General features: G+C 40.1%; 19 protein-coding genes, 1 pseudogene and 1 riboswitch. Of the genes and pseudogenes, 19 read left to right on the forward strand and 1 reads right to left on the reverse strand.

Annotated elements, in window-relative coordinates; all coding sequences use genetic code 11:
* Positions 1–14 precede the first annotated feature (14 nt).
* The 9 genes and pseudogenes from AC1M9A_RS02340 to AC1M9A_RS02380 form a co-directional block, all read left to right on the forward strand.
* Complete coding sequence (locus AC1M9A_RS02340; RefSeq protein ID WP_481608635.1) at positions 15–509, forward strand: flavin reductase; 495 nt, start codon at positions 15–17, stop codon at positions 507–509.
* A 43-nt stretch (positions 510–552) separates the two neighbouring features.
* Positions 553–1353, forward strand: a complete 801-nt coding sequence (locus tag AC1M9A_RS02345) for a sulfite exporter TauE/SafE family protein (protein WP_481609536.1) — start codon at positions 553–555, stop codon at positions 1351–1353.
* Between the two features lie 103 nt (positions 1354–1456).
* Positions 1457–2374 (forward strand): LysR family transcriptional regulator, encoded by a 918-nt coding sequence (locus AC1M9A_RS02350; RefSeq protein WP_092766426.1) that lies wholly within the window; start codon positions 1457–1459, stop codon positions 2372–2374.
* A gap of 302 nt (positions 2375–2676) precedes the next feature.
* Positions 2677–3339, forward strand: a complete 663-nt coding sequence (locus tag AC1M9A_RS02355; RefSeq protein WP_481609537.1) for a hypothetical protein — start codon at positions 2677–2679, stop codon at positions 3337–3339.
* Positions 3340–3571: 232 nt separating this feature from the next.
* A riboswitch (guanidine-I (ykkC/yxkD leader) is annotated at positions 3572–3683 on the forward strand.
* 28 nt (positions 3684–3711) lie between these two features.
* Positions 3712–4449: an urea amidolyase associated protein UAAP1 gene (locus AC1M9A_RS02360; protein ID WP_481609538.1), complete on the forward strand. Its 738-nt coding sequence runs from the start codon at positions 3712–3714 to the stop codon at positions 4447–4449.
* Positions 4450–4464: 15 nt separating this feature from the next.
* Positions 4465–5118, forward strand: a complete 654-nt coding sequence (locus tag AC1M9A_RS02365) for an urea amidolyase associated protein UAAP2 (protein WP_481609539.1) — start codon at positions 4465–4467, stop codon at positions 5116–5118.
* Positions 5119–5120: 2 nt separating this feature from the next.
* The gene (uca, locus tag AC1M9A_RS02370) at positions 5121–8741 is read left to right on the forward strand and encodes an urea carboxylase (RefSeq protein ID WP_481609540.1); all 3621 of its coding nucleotides are present in this window, start codon (positions 5121–5123) and stop codon (positions 8739–8741) included.
* 117 nt (positions 8742–8858) lie between these two features.
* On the forward strand, positions 8859–10319 hold the full coding sequence (locus AC1M9A_RS02375) for a hypothetical protein (RefSeq protein ID WP_481609541.1): 1461 nt from the start codon (positions 8859–8861) through the stop codon (positions 10317–10319).
* A 102-nt stretch (positions 10320–10421) separates the two neighbouring features.
* Positions 10422–10568: pseudogene (locus AC1M9A_RS02380) on the forward strand (type II toxin-antitoxin system RelE family toxin); the annotation flags it as partial.
* Here AC1M9A_RS02380 and AC1M9A_RS02385 read toward each other — a convergent pair.
* Positions 10569–10946 carry a winged helix-turn-helix transcriptional regulator gene (locus AC1M9A_RS02385; RefSeq protein ID WP_481609542.1) on the reverse strand — a complete coding sequence of 126 codons (378 nt, stop codon included), beginning with the start codon at positions 10944–10946 and terminating at the stop codon, positions 10569–10571.
* A 128-nt stretch (positions 10947–11074) separates the two neighbouring features.
* Here AC1M9A_RS02385 and AC1M9A_RS02390 point away from each other — a divergent pair, with 128 nt between their 5' ends.
* The 10 genes from AC1M9A_RS02390 to AC1M9A_RS02435 all read left to right on the forward strand — a co-directional run bounded on the left by AC1M9A_RS02390 (position 11075) and on the right by AC1M9A_RS02435 (position 19876).
* Positions 11075–11932, forward strand: coding sequence for an SDR family oxidoreductase (locus tag AC1M9A_RS02390; protein ID WP_481609543.1), 858 nt, complete (start codon positions 11075–11077; stop codon positions 11930–11932).
* 41 nt (positions 11933–11973) lie between these two features.
* Positions 11974–12606: an NAD(P)H-dependent oxidoreductase gene (locus tag AC1M9A_RS02395; RefSeq protein ID WP_035263843.1), complete on the forward strand. Its 633-nt coding sequence runs from the start codon at positions 11974–11976 to the stop codon at positions 12604–12606.
* Positions 12607–12860: 254 nt separating this feature from the next.
* Positions 12861–12986 carry a hypothetical protein gene (locus AC1M9A_RS02400; RefSeq protein ID WP_257219874.1) on the forward strand — a complete coding sequence of 42 codons (126 nt, stop codon included), beginning with the start codon at positions 12861–12863 and terminating at the stop codon, positions 12984–12986.
* On the forward strand, positions 12979–13422 hold the full coding sequence (locus tag AC1M9A_RS02405) for a CopG family ribbon-helix-helix protein (RefSeq protein ID WP_035263841.1): 444 nt from the start codon (positions 12979–12981) through the stop codon (positions 13420–13422). The genes AC1M9A_RS02400 and AC1M9A_RS02405 overlap by 8 nt, the downstream gene beginning before the upstream one ends.
* Positions 13423–13433: 11 nt before the next feature.
* Entirely contained in the window at positions 13434–15242 is a 1809-nt protein-coding gene (gene atzF / locus AC1M9A_RS02410; protein WP_481609544.1) for an allophanate hydrolase, read from the forward strand.
* Positions 15239–16255, forward strand: coding sequence for an ABC transporter substrate-binding protein (locus tag AC1M9A_RS02415; RefSeq protein WP_481609545.1), 1017 nt, complete (start codon positions 15239–15241; stop codon positions 16253–16255). Before atzF ends, AC1M9A_RS02415 begins: the two co-directional genes overlap by 4 nt.
* Positions 16256–16526: 271 nt before the next feature.
* On the forward strand, positions 16527–16775 hold the full coding sequence (locus AC1M9A_RS02420; RefSeq protein ID WP_035263835.1) for a TIGR03643 family protein: 249 nt from the start codon (positions 16527–16529) through the stop codon (positions 16773–16775).
* Between the two features lie 20 nt (positions 16776–16795).
* A complete protein-coding gene (locus AC1M9A_RS02425) occupies positions 16796–17965 on the forward strand; it encodes an efflux RND transporter periplasmic adaptor subunit (RefSeq protein ID WP_481609546.1) in 1170 nt (389 codons plus the stop codon).
* A gap of 2 nt (positions 17966–17967) precedes the next feature.
* Positions 17968–19179, forward strand: a complete 1212-nt coding sequence (locus AC1M9A_RS02430; protein ID WP_481609547.1) for an ABC transporter permease — start codon at positions 17968–17970, stop codon at positions 19177–19179.
* Positions 19172–19876, forward strand: coding sequence for an ABC transporter ATP-binding protein (locus AC1M9A_RS02435; RefSeq protein WP_481595391.1), 705 nt, complete (start codon positions 19172–19174; stop codon positions 19874–19876). The genes AC1M9A_RS02430 and AC1M9A_RS02435 overlap by 8 nt, the downstream gene beginning before the upstream one ends.
* Positions 19877–19946: the final 70 nt, after the last annotated feature.

Below are 19946 nucleotides of genomic sequence, written 5' to 3' on the forward strand. Positions count from 1 at the left end.
TTGAGATGAAAGAGATGATTGAAGCAACAGACTTTAGAAATGCAATGTCTTTACTTACAACTGCGGTAAATGTGATTACAACCTCAGGCGAAGCAGGGATGCATGGCTTTACTGCATCTGCGGTATGTAGTGTCACAGATACTCCGCCAACACTATTAGTCTGTATGAATCAGTCCTCTCGTTCACATGCACATTTTGTTGAAAATAAAATCTTAGCTGTAAACGTACTGAGTACTCAGCATGAACAGCTTTCGAATGCTTTTGCTTCAAGCAAGCTCAGCTCAGAAGATCGCTTCAGACTAGGTGATTGGATTGATTTAAAAACTGGGTCGCCGATTTTAGAAGATGCTTTAGTCAGTTTTGATTGCGAGATTGAGAATATTCAACAAGTCGGTACACATAGTATTTTTTTATGCCGTGTGACTGCAGTAAAGCAAAGTAATCAAGAAGAAAGTTTGGTGTACTTTAACCGTGCTTATCATCAAGTGGGTCAGTTGGAACACGCTTAACTCAACCCCTTAATCCCTTCATCTTTTTAAAAGTTAGTCTATTGTGGAACTTATAACATTTTTAATCATCGGTGCATTTGCTGGTTTTGCGGCTGGGCTGTTTGGTGTAGGCGGTGGTACGATTATTGTGCCACTACTTTTTATTGTCTTTACCCAAATGGGTTATGATCATGATGTCATTATGCATCTGGCACTAGGAACATCTTTAGCAACAATCGTTGTCACTTCGATTAGCTCATTAATGGCACACCATAAAAATGGTGCTGTGCTATGGCCTGTATTTAAAAATTTAGCTCCACCCATGGCCATCGGCTGTTTTGCAGGTGCTGGAATTGCTGGTTTGTTACCGGGATTACATCTTCAAATCATGGTCGGCTTATTTTTGATTTGGGTGGCGTATACTATGTTTAAAGGCTCGAACAAAGCAGTTAATTCAACAATGGCTCTTCCTTCATCAAGTCAGCAAGTTGCAGCAGGTAGTGTCATTGGGATTGCATCGGCACTCTTTGGAATAGGTGGTGGTAGTCTGACCGTTCCATATCTGAATCGTTATGGGGTGGTGATGCAAAAGTCTGTCGGCACATCTGCTGCTTGTGGATTACCAATAGCTCTAGCTGGTGCTATAGGGTTTATAGTTTTTGGCATGACTGCAGAGATCAATGTGCCGAATACCATCGGGTATGTTCATATTTATGCTTTCATTGGCATTAGTGTGATGAGTTTTATAACAGCAAAATTTGGTGCCAAAACTGCACATGCCTTATCGCCAGCAATGTTAAAGAAATGTTTCGCTGTCTTGTTGGTTATCATTGGAAGTATCTTCCTTGTAAAAGGATTGATTTAATTTCACCCAAATGTCTTATCAGCCTAGATAGCTCACTTAATGTGGGCTAAAGCGAAGATTTTAATATGTCCCTAGAGGGATCATGATTTGAGTTTTTTCCCATATGATCGAACTAAAACACTTGAAAATGCTATTGGCTTTGAGAGAGCATGGCTCTTTAGTCGCTGCAGCGAGTGATCTCTGCATTACACCTTCAGCCGTATCTCATCAGTTACGTGAGCTTGATCAGTGGATGGGGGTTGAAGTCGTCAACCGCAAGACGAGACCAATTACTTTTTCTAATGTTGGCTTAAGACTGTTGCAGTTAGCGGATGAAATTTTACCGCAAGTTCAGATTGCTCAAAGCGATATCACGCGTATTATCCATGGGCAAACTGGCAGAATTACATTTTCTTCAGAATGCCATAGTTGTTTTGATTGGCTCATGCCGATATTAAATCAGTATCGAAACCAATATCCTGATGTTGATTTAGATTTCGCATCAGGGTTTGAAGCAAATCCTCATGAATTGCTACAAAATGGCGAATTTGATTTGTTGATTACTGCAGACCCAATTGCATTAAAGGGAGTTGAATATTTCCCAGTATTTGAATATGAATCACGACTTGTTTTATCTACAACACATCCTTTGGTACGTGCAAAAAACATTACTGTTCAAGATTTAGCTGATGAAACGCTGATTACATTTCCAGTAGACAAACATCGTTTAGATATCATGTCGAAGTTGTTCATTCCTGCAAATATTCTTCCAAAAAATATTCGAACCACAGATCTGACCCAGATGCTGATTCAGTTAGTCGCAAGTGGGCGTGGAATCGCAGCTTTACCAGATTGGGTGGTAAACGAATATGAAACCAAAGGGTGGGTCACTTCACGTCGCCTAGATTGCGTTGCACCAGAGGGGTTAAGGCGTACTTTATATGCAGGTTTTCGAACTGAAGATAAGGAAAAAGATTATTTCGATTCATTTATAAAAAAATTAGCTAAATTTTCAGAATCAAGAAAACTTTATTACATGTAAGAAAGTTTAATCATTCTGAATAAAGTGAAGATTGAACCTCGAATGAATCTTCATATTAATAATGAGCAAAGTTAAGATGAAAATTAGATAGTCGCTATTATTTGTATGAAGACGAATTTTTTGCTTTAGATTATACTTTTTTAACTAAGAGTGATGTCTGACATCGATACATTGGACTCATCATCTGTTTGTAGACAGTAAACGATTTGATCTCAGCCCATTGTCCACCATTTTGGTCATTTATCTAAGTGTTTTTTTTTTAATTATAAAACTCAATTCATTATAAATTTAAGATTATATCCATGATACAACTCATACCTTCATTTTCAGTTTCAGACTATCTCAGCTTATTTTCGATTATTTGTACGACGCTTATAGGTATCGTCGCTGTCTTTTACGGTCGAAAAACGTATTTTGTGAGTCTGAAAAGTTTTAATGAAAATAAAAATTTATATGAGGCTGCATCTTTTTACATTCGAGAATTTATCTCTGTAAGCCCGAATAAAACAATAGATCCTTTTTTGAAGAAAATTGCCAGTGATCAACTCAATGGCGGTGTCGAGATTCCTTCATTTTTAACCGATATACTTATACGCAAATATGCAGATTACTATTTTTACTTAGTGAAGTCCCTTCGCACTACATGGAAATTTTTTAAAGTTGAAGATGGAGAAATCCAATGTATTTATTCAGAACGGGAATTAGTCTTTAAAGGGTTAGCGTATGGTGCCTTATATACTGTCACCGGTTCTTTAGCTTTTTTTATATTTTCAAATTTTACTTGGTTTTTAGCTCGTTATACCTCAGATAGCACATTAAACACAGGGATGACTTTAATCATTTTACTTGTATTTCTTTTGTTCGTAGCACTTGGAAGCTTAGTTATGATTTTTAAGTTAATCACTGTGCGTGATATCAACCAGAGTCTAAACCTACTTAAGCAATCAGAAAATAACCGCTCATAAAAAACAAAATAGAATCATGTGTTAGCTTTTTTCTTTGCACAAGAAAATTGCACGCAGGTTAATTTCGGTGCTTACCGAGTATTCTTTACTCCGACTGATTCAACAGGTTTACTTCAATAAAGTTCCGTTCAATACAATCAGCTCTAAGAGAAATGTTATATATCAAGCGACAGTAATACTAAAACACAAAAGAGTATTACTTTGGCACAGCCTTTGCATCTATCTATTCAATCATAAAGTGATCTAGGGTTCCGATACATGAAGTTTCATGTAGGTCTGCGACCGAGAGTTCACGGCTTAAGTTGCAAGCTCAAGCTACACGGAGGGATAAAAGCCCGGGAGGTAAACCGTAAAAGATTGGGATGGATGCATATGAGCACAATAAATTATCACGAAGATCAAGTCCTTTGGACAGAACGTTTACCGGGTGGACACCACTGGTCAGCACGCATTCAGCGTGGCGCAGTATTACAACTCAAAGCCTTAGGTAAAAATGCCAATGTGGCACTGTACTGCGTCAATAGCGAAGACAAGCTCGAACGGTATAACATGCCAGACAGCTTAAAAGGGCAACATACGGCATTTTTAAGCACTGGGCATATCCTTGCATCTGATCTTGGTCGCGCGATGATTTCCATTGTCAAAGATGACCACGGTTGGAATGATGCATTTTGTGCACCAAGTACTGCACAACAAATTGAACAACAATTTGGTTCAAAAACCTTCCAAGATGCACGAAACGACATGTACCGTAACGGCAAAGATTCTTTACTGCTTGAAATGACCAAATTTGGCTTATCTGCAACAGACCTGAGCAGTACGTTAAATCTGTTTTCTAAAGTTCAACCGGACGACCATGGCAATCTTAGCTATGTAGCATCTGACAATACGAATCAAGTGATTGAACTCCGCATTGAAATGGATTGCTTGGTGTTCTTATCATCCGCACCGCATGCTTTAGATTACAGCGCTGAATATTCTCCTGCCGATGTTCAATTGTCTTTATACAAAGCACTTCCTTTAAGCGACAGCGATGTATGTCGTGATTCATGTCCGCAAAATCAGCGTGCATTTCAAAACAACAATCGTTACTACGCACTCAGTGCTTAATTGGGAGAATACAACATGACTGCACTCGTAAAATTAGAAAAATCAGTTTTAAGCGAAGTTTGTCCTGCCGGTGAAGCATGGATGTGCGAAGTCAAAAAAGGGCAATATTTCCGTATTGTGGATTTAGAAGGCAACCAAGCGGTGGATACGCTGTTTATCTCGGCTTCAAACCCTGAAGAGCGTTATAGCGCAACTGATACCTTAGCGATTAATAAACAAATCTATTTAGAAAAAGGTACAGCTTTATACACCAACTTTGGCAACAAAATTGCCACCATTCATGATGATAACTGCGGTCGCCATGACACTTTAGGCGGTGCTTGTTCATGTGAAAGTAACACGGTTCGTTATGCTCATGACAAATACCCAATGCACAGTTGCCGTAACAATTTCATGATTGCGCTGTCTCAGCATCCAATTGCGAAAAAACACGGCTTAAACGTGCGTCACATCGGTCCAAATATTAACTTCTTTATGAATGTGCCCGTGACCTCTGAGGGGCATCTAAAGTTTGATGATGGTATTTCTGCACCGGGTAAATATGTGGAAATTAAAGCGGAAATGGATTTAATCGTGCTGATCTCCAACTGCCCACAACTGAATAATCCTTGTAATGCCTATAACCCAACCAAAATTCAATTGATCATCCGTGAAGGCGAGGACGCATAACCATGACTAAAAAATATGGATTGAATAAAGTTTTGATCGCCAACCGTGGTGCAATTGCGTGTCGTGTCATTCGTACCCTTAAAAAACTCGGTATCCAATCAGTTGCAGTCTATTCAGAGGCCGATCGTGATTCACTGCATGTGACTTTAGCGGATGAAGCGGTGTATATCGGTGAAGCACCAGCCAGCCAAAGCTACTTAAACGTTGAAAAAATCTTAGAGGTTGCTAAACAAACCGGAGCACAAGCCATTCATCCGGGTTATGGCTTCTTGTCTGAAAATGCTGAATTCTGCGACCTATGTGAATCACAGGGTATTGCTTTTATTGGACCAAATTCTGCGCAGATGCGTGCCTTTGGTCTGAAACACACGGCGCGTGAGCTTGCGATTCAAGCCAATGTGCCATTATTACCGGGTAGTCAATTACTTGCAGATGAAGCTGAAGCCTTAACGGAAGCGAATCGTATTGGTTATCCTGTGATGCTGAAAAGTACGGCCGGTGGCGGTGGGATCGGCATGCGCTTGGTCTGGAACGAAGCTGAACTGAAAGATGCCTATGCAACCGTATCCTATTTAGCTCAAGCCAACTTTAAAGATGCCGGTTTGTATCTGGAAAAATTCGTGCAAAATGCTCGTCATATTGAAGTGCAAATTTTTGGTGATGGTCAAGGTCAAGTGATTGCACTCGGTGAGCGTGATTGTTCAGTACAGCGTCGTAACCAAAAAGTAATTGAGGAAACGCCTGCACCGCATATCAATGATGAGCAACGTGCCTATATCCAAAATGTTGCCATCCAACTGATGCAATCGGTGAACTACCGTTCTGCCGGTACGGTTGAATTTGTGATGGATACCGACACCCAAGAATTCTATTTCTTGGAAGTCAACACTCGTCTACAAGTGGAACATGGCGTAACCGAGCAAGTCTTTGGTGTGGACTTGGTGGAATGGATGGTGACACTTGCAAGCGGTGATTGGACTGCACCAACTGAAAAGTTGGAATCCAAAGGTCACTCGATTCAAGTACGTTTATACGCTGAAGATCCAATTAAAAACTTCCAACCCAGTGCCGGTTTACTGACACATGTGGAGTTTGATGCTAATGCCCGAAATGAAACATGGGTGGAAACAGGCTCGAATGTATCATCATTTTATGACCCGATGATTGCTAAAATCATTGTCACAGCAGACGATCGTGCTTCTGCGATTCAAGCCATGACGGATACTTTGGCGAAAACTTCAGTTGCAGGGATTGAAACCAATCTTGAATATTTACAAAACATTATCGACTGTGATGTATTTAAAGCCGGCACACAAACTACACGCTTCCTCAATACCTTTGAATGGAAAACCCAAAAAATTGAAGTCTTGCAAGCCGGCATTCAAACCGCTGTGCAAGATGTTACAGGACGTTTGGGCTACTGGGATGTTGGTGTGCCACCATCAGGTGCGATTGATCCATTATCACTCAATGTTGCGAACCAATTGCTTGGCAATGCGTATAACACTGCAGGCTTAGAATGTACGCTACAAGGTCCAACGTTAAAATTCCATTGTGACAGTCAAATTGTGCTTGCCGGTGGCGATATGCCATCAACACTAGATGGTGCTCAAGTTCCGATGTGGCAAACCGTGAATGTGCGTAAAGGTCAGATTTTAAAATGTGGCAAAATTACAACAGGTTGCCGCACCTATATCGGCATCAAAGGCGGGCTAAATGTACCTGAATATTTAGGTTCACAATCAACCTTTACCTTGGGTCAGTTTGGTGGTCATGCCGGGCGTAACTTACTGATTGGCGATATGCTCCCAATTACAGCATTCACAAGCGATGAAATTAAAGCTCTTGCACCTGAACAAGTGCCTTCATTTAGCCATGAATGGGAAATTGCGGTGATGTACGGCCCACATGGTGCGCCTGATTTCTTCACCAAAAATGATATTGATACCTTCTTTGCCAATACCTTTGAGATTCACTTTAACTCGAGCCGTACCGGTATCCGCTTGATTGGTCCAAAACCAGAATGGGCACGTGAAGATGGTGGTGAAGCGGGTCTACATCCATCCAATATTCATGATAATGCCTATGCCATTGGTGCCATCGACTTTACCGGTGACATGCCAATTATCTTGGGTCCAGATGGTCCAAGTCTCGGTGGTTTCGTTTGTCCTGCAGTGGTGATTCATTCTGAACTATGGAAACTCGGTCAGCTTAAAGCCGGTGACAAAGTGAAATTTGTCCCTGTAAGCTATCACCAAGCCAAACTTTTAAATGAAAAATATCATGCGCAATTAGAAGCTTCAGATACAGAAGCGGTGGCATTTGATGAGTCGTTCTATCCTGAACTCGCAACTCTAAAAAATGCGGTTCTCGATACCTTAAAAGGTGAAAATGGTGCGCCTGATGTGGTGTATCGTCCTGCCGGCAACAACTACATGTTGGTGGAATATGGCGAATTGGTGCTGGATCTAAACTTACGTTTCCGTATTCATGCTTTGATGCAATGGGTACAAAAGCAAAATATTGCCGGCATCATTGACCTGACACCGGGCATTCGTTCACTACAAATTCACTTTGACTCATTAAAAATCGATCAACTTGATTTACTGCGTTTATTACAAGTGGCTGAAGCTGAATTGCCTGATGTGACCGAGATGCAAGTCCCATCACGGACTGTATATTTACCACTGGCTTGGGAAGATTCACAAACGCAACTTGCCACCGAACGCTATATGCAAACCGTTCGTCCAGATGCACCGTGGTGTCCAGACAATATCGAATTTATCCGTCGTATTAATGGCTTAAAAGACAAACAAGCAGTGAAAGACGTGGTATATGATGCAAGTTATTTGGTCATGGGCTTGGGCGATGTGTACCTTGGTGCACCTGTCGCAACACCACTTGATCCACGTCAGCGTTTAGTCACCACCAAATATAACCCTGCACGAACTTGGACACCCGAAAATGCTGTCGGTATTGGTGGTGCCTATATGTGTGTCTATGGCATGGAAGGTCCGGGGGGCTATCAATTTGTCGGTCGTACTACACAAATGTGGTCACGCTACCGTAAAAATGCTGACTTTGAGCAAGGTAAACCGTGGTTATTACGCTTCTTTGACCAAATTAAGTTTTACGAAGTGTCTGAAGAAGAACTCATGCAGATGCGTGAGGACTTTAAAGCTGGGCGCCTAAAACTTCGTATTGAAGAAGGTGTATTGAACTTAAAAGAGTACAACGACTTTTTAACTGAAAACCAAGCATCCATTTCGGCATTTAAGTCGGTGCAACAAGCCAACTTTGATGCAGAACGTCGTCGTTGGCATGAAGCAGGACTTGCTGAATATGTGTCTGAAAGCATAGATCTTCTGGATAATGGTGAAGGCGTTGAAATTCCAGATGGTGGCTGTGCGGTGGAGTCGCATATGCCGGGTTCTATTTGGAAGATTGAATGTCAGTCGGGTGATATTGTGGAAGAAGGTGCAACTTTGGCTGTGATTGAGGCGATGAAGATTGAGATTCCAATTATTGCGCCTGAGCGTATGCGTGTAGATGCGATTACCATTGAAAAAGGGCAAACGGTGAAAACGGGACAGGTGTTGTTTACGTTAGCGCCAGTGGCTTAGGAAGTGAGTATTAATTTTTAATGTATAGCCTATAATACCGCCCTAAATTGGCGGTATTATATTTAAGATCAAATTCTTATGGTATTATTTTTAAACTAACAACCTATATATCTAATCATGAAAAAAATATCAGAAATATATGATTTAGGATTAACACAAGCATATTTGGATTTTGTCGACATAGATTTGAGCACTGATCTTAAAGTATTTGTCGATCCAACAGCATTAAAAAATCTTGACTCGATTTGGGGACATAAATGCGCAAGTCAAGTTCAACAATTTTTTCAAACAGTCTTGGATGAAATACATTTAGGTAATCACGATCGTGCAAAAGAATTATTGAGTAATCTAAATGAAAGAAATGAATTTCATATTGGGCATTCAAAGGGAAAATCAAGAGGTTCAGGATTTGGACCACAATCCTCTACACTATTGTGGAATGCACTATGTGAAAGTAAAGCGGCTACAACAGGGTTATTAAGAGATATAGAGGATGCTTGTCTAACGATAAATGGAATTGCAGATGATATGATTTCAGATGCAATTTGCAATATTATTCGTCCAATGCTAATTGAATACACACAAGATATGTGTAATTTTTATGGAATTGCTTTAACACCTGGCGTAAACTCGGGAAAAATTTGGAATCCGCAGACGAAAATATGGGAAGAAGCACAAGTACCATTACCAGTAACTGATGATGGAGAAACATTCTTACTTATTCCTAAGAATATAGTTAGAAGAAAGATATCTTATGAAGTAAGTCAATATTACAGACACTATATTCTTCCAGCACTACAAAAAGAATATATTCAAAAAGGGTCGCCTTTAGCATATTACGTAAAAAAAACAGACTCGATGAAAGTCAATAAAACAGACCTCATAAATATTTATGGTAATAATAAAACATCAGCAATTGAACTTACATTTGGACGCGAAGATATTTGGCATCAATATAAATCTGATAAAGATCAAAATCCTAAACCTCCAATTTCTAACGAAGATTTTCTTGAAATTCAGAATCAACCGTCTATTGATTGGGATGGATTAATATTAGAATTAAAAAGTGTTCCTAAGGGTAGAAATGACGCTGACAAGTATGAAAAAGTTATAGAAAAAATTTTATCAGCTTTATTCTATCCGAGTTTAAATTATCCCAAAAAACAATCAATCCTTCATGAAGGGCGAAAAAGAGTTGATATTCAATATACTAACGAAGCAAAAAATGGATTTTTCTATTGGTTAACACTACATTATCATTGTAGTTACATATTTGTAGAATGTAAAAATTATACTAATGAAATTTCGAATCCAGAAATCGACCAACTTGCAGGAAGATTTTCACCAAATAGAGGTCAAATTGGGTTTTTGTTGATTCGAGATTGTGAAAATCAAAAATTATTAGATCAACGTTGTAAGGATACTGCAAACGATAAGCGCGGTTATATGATTTCTTTAACAGATGAAGAAATAATACAGATTATCGAAGATTATAGAAATAGTTCTCCTTATAATGGTGGGCAAATAAAATTTCAATATCCATTACTAAGAAAAAAATTTAATTATTTGGTAAATTAAAACTTTGTTTGGTAGGTTATGAAATTTTAAGTATATAATAGTTAGAATTTAAGTATTGATTTATCTAAAAATATCCTCAATATTTATTATTCACTTTTAATAGAAAACAAACTCAGTGGATCGGTCGATTTGTACAAAGCGAAATTGAGATCGGCAGGGTATCGCTTGGTCTATCAAGTGATTGATTCAAAAATAGTGGTATTGATTTTAGATATAGACAGCCTTGATGCGATCTATAAAAAATTATAATTATTTCAAACTCTCTTTATGCTCTTGTCCCCAAACCGCCATTTGCACCATCAACTTTTCTAGGCCACGACCTGATGGCGTCAGATCATACATTGCAGTTGTTTTACCCGTGGTTTCATCAAGAGACTCAATTTTTTCAACAACATTGTTCAATTCAAGTTCTTTGAGCTCTTTAGAAATCATTCTGGGTGTAATGCCTTGCAGCAGACGTTCAATCTCATTAAAACGGCGTGGCTGTTTAATCATGGTTGCAACAATCGCAAGTTTCCATTTGCCATTAATGACGTTCATGGCATTTTTAAGCGCCACAATAAACATCAAATTACATTGGTCATCTTCGCTTAATGTTTCAGCATTCTCTTTCATAAAATCAGCCATCTATCCTCCCATCTCGTCATAAAATTTAATCAAATGAAATCCTAAATTCACTATACAACAGTATAGTGATCTCGTTTTTTAACTCGCCTATAAATTACATCATTGCAAAAATAATCCAAGGTTATTAAATGATTTTAGTTACCGGTGCTACTGGCCATTTAGGGCGAAGTGTAGTGCAACAATTAAAGCAACAGCTACAAAACAATGAATTTGCTGTATTGGCGAGAAACTTAGAAAAAGCCAAACCTTATGTCAACGAACATATTGAAGTGCGTGAAGGAGATTTCAATCAACCTGAAAGTTTGATCAAAGCCTTTCAGGGTGTCGACAAGCTACTTCTTATTTCAACGATGGAAATGAATCGCTTTGAACAACATAAGAATGTTATCGATGCTGCGCGTGAAGCAGGTGTTCAGCATGTGTATTACACAGGTTTATCCATTCAAAATATTGAAAATTCAGCGGTGAAGGATTTGATGATCAGTCATTTTCAAACTGAAGATTATCTCAAAGCAAGCGGACTGAATTATACACTCCTACGCAACACCATGTATGCAGAAGCGATTCCACAAATTATTGGGGAAAGGGTCATCGATACAGGCATTCAGCTCTCTGGAGGTGCGGGAAAAGTGCCTTATGTGTTAAGGGCAGAGTTAGGAGAAGCAATAGCAAATGCCTTAATTCAAAATGATCATGAGAACAAGGTCTATGAGTTAGTCGGCAGCCAAGCTTATAGTTATCAAGATATTGCTGATGAGCTGAGTCAAATTAAAACAATACCAGTGGAATATCACGATCTCACTGAAGAAGCCTATCAACAGTTGTTAAAAAGAATCGGTTTGCCCGAATTTATGATCTATCTCACACATGGCACAGTTGTAGATATTAAACATCAGCAGTATGAAGTTCAAAGCCAAGATTTAGAACAACTCTTAGGTCGTCCAAGCCAATCACTCAAATCAATGTTGGCGATTTTATACGCTTAAAGAATTAAAAATATTCACATTTAAACATTATAGGTAAATACATGAAATTATTAGAAGCTTTACAGTGGCGTTATGCAACCAAACAAATGACTGGTGAAAAACTACCGCAAGAATTAGTCGATCAAATTCTTGAAGCAGCGCGTTTAGCACCGACCTCAGCGGGCTTACAACCGTTCCATATTATCTCGATCAGCAACCAAGAACTTAAAGAGAAAATTTCACCAGTTGCATTGAATCAACCGCAAATTACCCAGTCATCGCATCTTTTGGTATTTACGGCTTGGGATACGATTCCAGACGAGCGTATCGATGAACGCTATAACGCAATGAATCGTGAGCGTCATTTACCTTTAGATACGACCATGGATGTGGTGCAAAACTTAAAGAACCTGTTCTCGACGTTTACTGAAGAGCAGCAATACCACCATACTGCAAAACAAGCTCATATTGGTTTTGGTATGGCAATTGCGGCAGCAGCTGAGTTAGGTGTAGATGCAACGCCAATGGAAGGTTTTGATAAAGACGGTCTGGATGAATTATTAGGTTTAAAAGAAAAAGGCTTAAAGTCGGTGGTGCTATTGGCACTAGGTCGCCGTAATCCAGAAAAAGATTGGTTAATTGGATTGAAGAAATTCCGTATTCCGCGTGAGGAGTTCGTCACTGATATCCAGTAAAGTATTTCATTAGAACAAGAAGACAAAATAATAACCATTCGAGTTGACCGTCTATCTCCAGAAAGGCGGTCTTTTTACATTTCTGAACATTGAACAAATCAAGTGCACAAATTTGATTCATGCACATTTTTGAATCTTTCCGACGACTTTTTTCATAGATCTCTTTTATATATATCAAGAAAAGTTTTGGCACGTTTTCTGCATTTACCAAGTATTACCAATCCTTTTTTTTGTAATACCTAGAGGTGATGTAGATGACGACAAATCAATCCAAACAATCGAAGCATCCCATCCTTCAATTCTTCATTGAACTGATGAGTGTCCGTGCGGGTTTACACCTACAACAATCTCAAAAACCTAAGGAGCTCAAACGTGCCTAAACAGAAGCTGGCGCGGATCAGCATCACTTTACCTGAAAATACATTGCAGGCTATGGATCAAAAAATTGTAGATCAACATTATGAAAGCCGATCTCAAGCCATTGTCGACATGATTAACCACCATTTGATCAATGACCTCGTCAGCCGAAATGAAGTCATGGTCGGTACTTTAACCTTATTGTATGACGTCAGTTTAAAGCCATTAAGAACACAGCTTATAGATTTACAGCAACAGTTTTTGACTCAGGTGATTAGTTCACTACATATCCAATTAGATGATGACAAAGTCATGCAGGTGATGTTGATGCAAGGGGTCAGCAGTGACCTAAAAGCCATAAGTGAGCAATTTAAAGCATTAAAAGGGGTAATTAAGGGGCATTTAGAGCTGATGGATGCAGTCATGCCACCTATTCCTCAAAATTCGGAACACGTATAAGGAGCACCGCCGTGCAAACATTATGGACTATACAAGATTGGCAACAGGCTTATGCAAATCAAACTATTCAGCTGAATGACTTAAAGCGTTATGTTGCTGAATTCTCCAATGATGATCACGCTTGGATTTCAATAGCCAGTGCTGAGCAAATACAGGCGCAGATTGATGCATTGGCCCATCAGGATATTGCTGATCTTCCTTTATATGGCGTGCCATTTGCTGTCAAAGACAATATTGATGTTGCTGGATTCTATACCACTGCGGCGTGTCCAGATGCTGCTTATTTAGCAATGCAAGATGCAACCGTCGTGGCTAAGCTTAAATCTGCTGGTGCAATCGTGGTGGGCAAGACCAATCTAGATCAATTTGCCACGGGATTGGTTGGCGTGCGTTCACCCTATGGGGCTGTAAAAAACAGTTTCAATCCGGATTATATTAGCGGTGGATCAAGCTCTGGCTCAGCGGTTGCAGTAGCAAATGGATATGTACCATTCGCCCTCGGTACTGATACAGCAGGTTCTGGCAGAGTTCCTGCGGGTTTCAATAATATTGTCGGACTCAAACCAACCAAAGGCTGGTTTTCAGCCACGGGTTTAATCCCTGCATGTCGAAGTATTGATGTGATCTCAATTTTTGCAACTCAAGTGGATGATGCTTGGACGGTAGCGCAATTGATGCAAGGTTATGATGCGACCGATGCTTATTCAAGACAGCATCGGAGAACAGTTCCGACACAATTTTCGAAGGGCAAGATTGCAATCCCAGATCACTTAGAATTTTATGGTGATACTCAAAGTGAGCAAGCATTTCAAACAGCCATTACTCGAATGAAATCGCTCGGATTTCATGTTGAAGAGATTGATTTCACAGTATTTAATCAATTGGCTGCCGCATTGTATAACCGCTCATGGGTTGCGGAGCGTACGCATGCCGTCGAACACAAAGTTCGACGTGAGCAATGTCATCCGTTAATTAAGCAAATTATTGATCAAGCTGATCAATTCAATGCTGTAGACGTGATGCAAGATGAGTATCAGCGTGCAGAATGGGCTAGACAGATTAATCTTCAATTAGAAAATTATGATGCGTTGATGGTGCCAACAGCTCCTACGATTTATCGCATTGCAGATGTTGAAGCAGATCCGATCCAAAAGAATTCGCATATGGGGGCTTATACCAATTTTGTTAATTTTGCTGATTTATCAGCATTGGCACTCCCAAATGTCATCCGTGATGATGGTTTGCCAAGTGGTATCACTTTAGTTGCTGGCGCTTGGATGGATCAAGCTTTGGCACACTTCGGTCAGCAATGGCAAGCGACTTCAGGATTAAATTTAGCAACGTCAAAGCAAGGCTATCAAATTCATAAATCAATAGGATCTGAGCACACCGTTAAATTAGCAGTGGTGGGAGCACATCTTACAGGCATGCCGCTGAATTTTCAGTTAACGAGCAGACAAGCCACCTTGGTTAAAAAAACGCGTACTGCGCCGTATTACAAACTATTTGCTTTAAAAAATACTCAGCCACCTAAGCCGGGGCTACAACGAGATACATCAGGTCATTCTATTGAAGTGGAAGTGTGGGATGTACCAAGAGCATTGTTCGGTGACATTGTTGCTGAAGTCCCAGCACCACTTGGTATTGGCAATGTCCAACTCATTGATGGAACATGGGTGAAAGGCTTTATATGTGAAAACCATGCTTTAGCAGATGCACTTGATATCAGTCACTTTGGTGGATGGCGTGATTATATTCAAGCCTCAAATTTTACCAATACTAAATTTAAGTGCACGAGCATTGGTGAGGTGGTGCAATGAAAACGATGGTCTGGGGAGTCATTGGAACTGCACTGTTATTCGTGGGTTGTGATAAAACCGCAAAAATTCCAGAACCAAGTCAACATGCTCAAGCCGAAAAATCAATGCAACCGATTCGTATTGGTTACAGTGATTGGCCAGGATGGGTGGCATGGCAAGTTGCTATTGAGAAAGGGTGGTTTAAAGAAGCTGGATTAAACGTAGAGTTTAAATGGTTTGATTATTCAGCCTCTATGAATGCTTTTGCAGCAAACCAATTGGATGCGGTTTCTGTTTCTCATGGGGATAATTTGGTCATTGCCTCAGGTGGAACGCGGGGCATTATGATTTTAGCAACTGATTATTCATCAGGGAATGATGTCATTCTTGCAAAAGAGGGCATTCATAGTGTGGCAGATCTTAAGGGTAAAACGATTGCAGTCGAAAAAGGGCTGGTCGATCATAATTTATTGAATACCGCACTTTCAGATCAAAATATATCAGCCAATGAAATCAAACTGATTAATGCAGCAACCAACGAATTACCCCAAGTGTTTAGCAGCCCTGATGTGGATGCCATCGCTGTATGGCAACCTGTAGCAAATCAAGCTTTAAAAAGCGTAGCTGGGTCCAAAATCATCTATAGTTCTCAAGATAAACCAGGATTGATCTATGATACGTTGACGGTAAATATGACGCATTTATCTAGGCATCAAGCAGAGTGGAAAAAAGTGCTTCAAGTATGGGATCGAACCGTCAAATTTATTCAAGACCCTGAGACGAGAAACGATGCTTTGATGATTATGTCTAAGCGTGTTGGTGTTGAACCTGAGCAATATGAACAATTTATTCAAGGCACACATTTGTTGGATCTTGAGGCAAATCAAAAGGTATTTAAACGCTCTTCAACTTTAGATTCTATTTATGGATCAACTTATCATGTCAATAAGTTTAATCTTGAAAATGGAGTTTATACGGTAAAACTAGATATTGATGGGCTGATTTATCCAAAATTGGTTGAATCATTTAAATAAAAAAAAGCCCAGTGCAGAGGGGCTTGCACTGGGCACAAAGTTGGACTGAATGATTGGTCGGTAGAGCAACAGAGTTGCCTACCTTGTATGTATTAAGAATAGATAAAAATGGAAAAACTAGGAAACGGATTAAAATCATAAAATCAATCGTTTTATACAATGAATGCGTTAGCGTGTATGAAGTGTCTATAAATCAACAAAAAATCACATATTTTTCACGAATGAACAATTAACATCGAGGTTTAATGCGTATAAAAAAGGATCATGTGCGTTGTATACAACAGCTGATATTTCTAGAATCATTGAAATGGCATGGGAAGATCGGACACCCTTCGAAGCCATTCTGCTGGAATACGGATTAAACGAAAGTGCAGTCATTCGATTGATGCGACAACAATTAAAAAAAAGTAGTTTTGAAATGTGGCGTAAACGTGTTGCGGGGCGGAATACCAAGCATCTTCACAAGCGCTCACCAGATATTTTAAGAGCTTACTGTACTCGACAATATAAACCGAAGTAGGCCTATTGGGAGATAAAGCTTTGCGTATTTTAAAACAACGAAAATGGTGGATTCTCATTCTGCTCATTTCGATGGGTGGGATATATTTCATTTTCCGTTGGTGGCAAGGTCCTGTAGTCGAAACTTACCTAATCGAAGAAAAACCACTGATTCAAACAGTGGTCGCTTCAGGTCGTGCTGAAAATGTAGCACGTAGTGAAATTGGAAGTGAAATTTCGGGTGTGGTGATTGAGCGACGCGTGCAAGAAGGTCAACGAATAGCAGCAGGAGATGTACTGTTAATTATTCAATCTGATGATTTAAAAGCACAAGTCCGTGAAGCAGAAGTTGCGCTAGAGGAATTGCGGAAAATTCGCTATCCACAAGCGCAGGTTGAATTGAAAACGGCAGAATTCCAATTACAACAAGCCAGTCGCGAAGCAAGACGTCGTCAGCAAACGGAACCGGGAGTGCTTTCTGTAGAGGAAAAAGAACAAGCCTTAGAAGCTGAACGCTTAGCGAGAAATCAATTATCTGCGGCAAAACTGAAGGTGCAAAGCCTTGCTCCAGGTCAAGTGGAAGAAAAAACCTTAAGTGAAAGATTAAATGCACTACGTGCCCAATTGGCAAAAAGTGAAATTCGGGCACAAGTATCGGGTACGATCTTGACGCGTGAAGTCGAAAAAGGGGATGCGATTCAACCTGGAAAGGTGCTCTTTACAGTCGCAGTTGATAGTCCAACGCAAATTAAAGTGGCGGTGGATGAGCAAAATTTACCTTATCTGAAATTGGGTCAAAAAGCGGAAGTGATTGCAGATGCTTATCCAGAGCAAGCATTTCCAGCTGAAGTTAACTTTATTGCACCTAATATTGATCCTCAACGTGGTACGGTTGAAGTCAAATTGGCGGTGAACTCTGTACCCAATTTTTTGAAGCAAGATATGACAGTCTCAGTGAATGTCGAAACAGCACGTCGAAATAAAACCAAAGTAATAGCCAATGATGCGCTTATTGACCCTTCAACCACGCAAGCTGAAGTTATGGTGATAAGAGAGGGTAAGGTTCAACGTCAATCTGTAAAATTAGGGTTGCGTGGAACCACCATGACTGAAGTTTTATCAGGGTTGGATCACAATGATCAGGTCGTTATAAAGCCTGATCAAGTAAAAGCGGATCAGCGTGTCAGAACTAAGCAGGTACAAGCACTTTGAAGATGAAGCGTTTATGGACCAATTGGCTCATCGCTATTGGGTTTTTACGCGAGGGTCGCAGTCAAACACTGATGATTATTGGTGGTGTTGCTATTGGTGTTGCCGTTATTGTCTTTATTAGTGCATTAATTCAGGGGCTTCAGTCCAATTTGATTGAGCGTACGTTGGGCACTCAGGCACATATTAGTTTACATGCACCAGATGAGGTCAATCGCGTCGTTAAAGTGCCGGAGGGCGTAGCACACATCATCCATGAAGATCAAAGGGCTCAAAGACTCAAGTCGATCAATAACTGGCAAGAAGTTCTTGAAAATCTAGACAATATCAAGACGCTCAATGCCGTTTCTCCCATGGTTTCAGGACCTGCACTGGTAAAACGGGGGGAAGCGATTCAGTCAGTTGCGATTATGGGGATTGATTTACCACGTTATCAACGTATTGTACCTTTGCAAGAGTATCTAAAAACTGGTCAGCTTCGTTTAAAAGCAGATGATGTACTCATCGGAAGTGAGTTGGCCAAAGACCTTGGTGTGCGCGTAGGCAGTAAAATTCGCGTTGATAACGGTCAAGATATTAACGCCGTCATGAATGTAACGGGTATTTTTGAACTCGGGGTCAAAGAACTAGACTCACGCTATATGTATATCGATCTAAAGCGGGCACAGTCTTTATTGGGTTTGCCGGGTGGGGTTACCATTATTGATCTTCGTGTTTCTGATATTTTCTCTGCAGATCAGGTCGCGACTCAAATTCATCGTCTCACTGGATTAAAAGCTGAAAGTTGGATTGAAAGTAATGCGCAATTGATGAATGCGATTTCAGCGCAAAGTCTTTCAACCAATATGATTATTATATTTGTTGGAATATCTGTTGCATTTGCGATCGCCAGCGTACTCTCCATTACAGTGGTACAGCGTACAAGTGAGATCGGAATCTTGCGTGCGACAGGTGCGAGCCGAGAACAAATTTTGATGATCTTTCTCATTCAAGGTGCGATTTTCGGCTTACTTGGTTCTATTGTTGGAATCCTGACCAGTTATGCATTGGTTTGGTCATTTAATGAATTTGGCCCAGGGTTATTCTACATTCCAATTTCACCTTATTTGATTGGATCCGCTTTATTACTTGCAACATTGAGCGGTTTAATTGCAGCGGCGATTCCTGCCCGTCGTGCAGCGCGTTTAGATCCTGTGGAGGCAATCCGTCATGTCTAATCATGATGAAGTACTACGTTTAGAGGCTTTGAAAAAGTCTTATAACATTGGACAACCCAATGAAATTGAAGTGCTGCATGGGATTGATTTTGCGATACATCGTCAAGATTTTGCTGCGTTAATTGGACCCTCAGGTTCAGGTAAAAGTACGTTATTAAATATTTTAGGTTTACTTGATCAACCCACCAGTGGTGAAATTTATTTACTTGGTCAACCAACCAGTCAAATGGAAGATCAACAAAGAACGGAATTGCGTGGAAAGAGCATTGGATTTGTGTTTCAGTTTCATCATTTGATTCAAGCGTTCACCGTTATTGAGAATGTTTTGATGCCTCTAATGTTGGCGCATGGCAAACCCAATCAGCAAGCTTTGGATCGGGCACATGATTTGTTAAAAGCGGTAGGATTGAGTCAATTTGCACAACGAAAAGCCAGTCAACTTTCTGGTGGGCAACAACAACGTGTCGCAATCGCCAGAGCTTTAATCACTCAGCCTGCTTTACTCCTCGCTGATGAACCTACAGGTAATTTGGACAGTCAAACAGCGAGCGAAGTCTTTGAGCTGTTTCGTGAAGTAAATGAGCAACAAAATTGTGCGGTATTGTTAGTGACCCATGATCCACGATTATCCGCTACATGTGATCGAACCATTCAATTGGTAGATGGGCGAATTGAGCGTGATGAAATGAAGTCGTGATTAATCCAAGGCTGCATTTAAAATGGTGTGGTCAAAAGGATTGATGTTGCATGCTTTATCCTGACCGTTT

It is taken from the genome of Acinetobacter sp. ANC_7634 (genome assembly GCF_056779875.1).

Bases quoted from the DNA above. Each gene is read 5' to 3' on its own strand.
- AC1M9A_RS02340 (WP_481608635.1), top strand. From the start codon at position 15: ATGATTGAAGCAACAGACTTTAGAAATGCAATGTCTTTACTTACAACT.
- AC1M9A_RS02350 (WP_092766426.1), top strand. From the start codon at position 1,457: ATGATCGAACTAAAACACTTGAAAATGCTATTGGCTTTGAGAGAGCAT.
- AC1M9A_RS02355 (WP_481609537.1), top strand. From the start codon at position 2,677: ATGATACAACTCATACCTTCATTTTCAGTTTCAGACTATCTCAGCTTA.
- AC1M9A_RS02360 (WP_481609538.1), top strand. From the start codon at position 3,712: ATGAGCACAATAAATTATCACGAAGATCAAGTCCTTTGGACAGAACGT.
- AC1M9A_RS02365 (WP_481609539.1), top strand. From the start codon at position 4,465: ATGACTGCACTCGTAAAATTAGAAAAATCAGTTTTAAGCGAAGTTTGT.
- uca (WP_481609540.1), top strand. From the start codon at position 5,121: ATGACTAAAAAATATGGATTGAATAAAGTTTTGATCGCCAACCGTGGT.
- AC1M9A_RS02375 (WP_481609541.1), top strand. From the start codon at position 8,859: ATGAAAAAAATATCAGAAATATATGATTTAGGATTAACACAAGCATAT.
- AC1M9A_RS02385 (WP_481609542.1), bottom strand. From the start codon at position 10,946: ATGGCTGATTTTATGAAAGAGAATGCTGAAACATTAAGCGAAGATGAC.
- AC1M9A_RS02390 (WP_481609543.1), top strand. From the start codon at position 11,075: ATGATTTTAGTTACCGGTGCTACTGGCCATTTAGGGCGAAGTGTAGTG.
- AC1M9A_RS02395 (WP_035263843.1), top strand. From the start codon at position 11,974: ATGAAATTATTAGAAGCTTTACAGTGGCGTTATGCAACCAAACAAATG.
- AC1M9A_RS02400 (WP_257219874.1), top strand. From the start codon at position 12,861: ATGACGACAAATCAATCCAAACAATCGAAGCATCCCATCCTTCAATTC.
- AC1M9A_RS02415 (WP_481609545.1), top strand. From the start codon at position 15,239: ATGAAAACGATGGTCTGGGGAGTCATTGGAACTGCACTGTTATTCGTG.
- AC1M9A_RS02430 (WP_481609547.1), top strand. From the start codon at position 17,968: ATGAAGCGTTTATGGACCAATTGGCTCATCGCTATTGGGTTTTTACGC.
- AC1M9A_RS02435 (WP_481595391.1), top strand. From the start codon at position 19,172: ATGTCTAATCATGATGAAGTACTACGTTTAGAGGCTTTGAAAAAGTCT.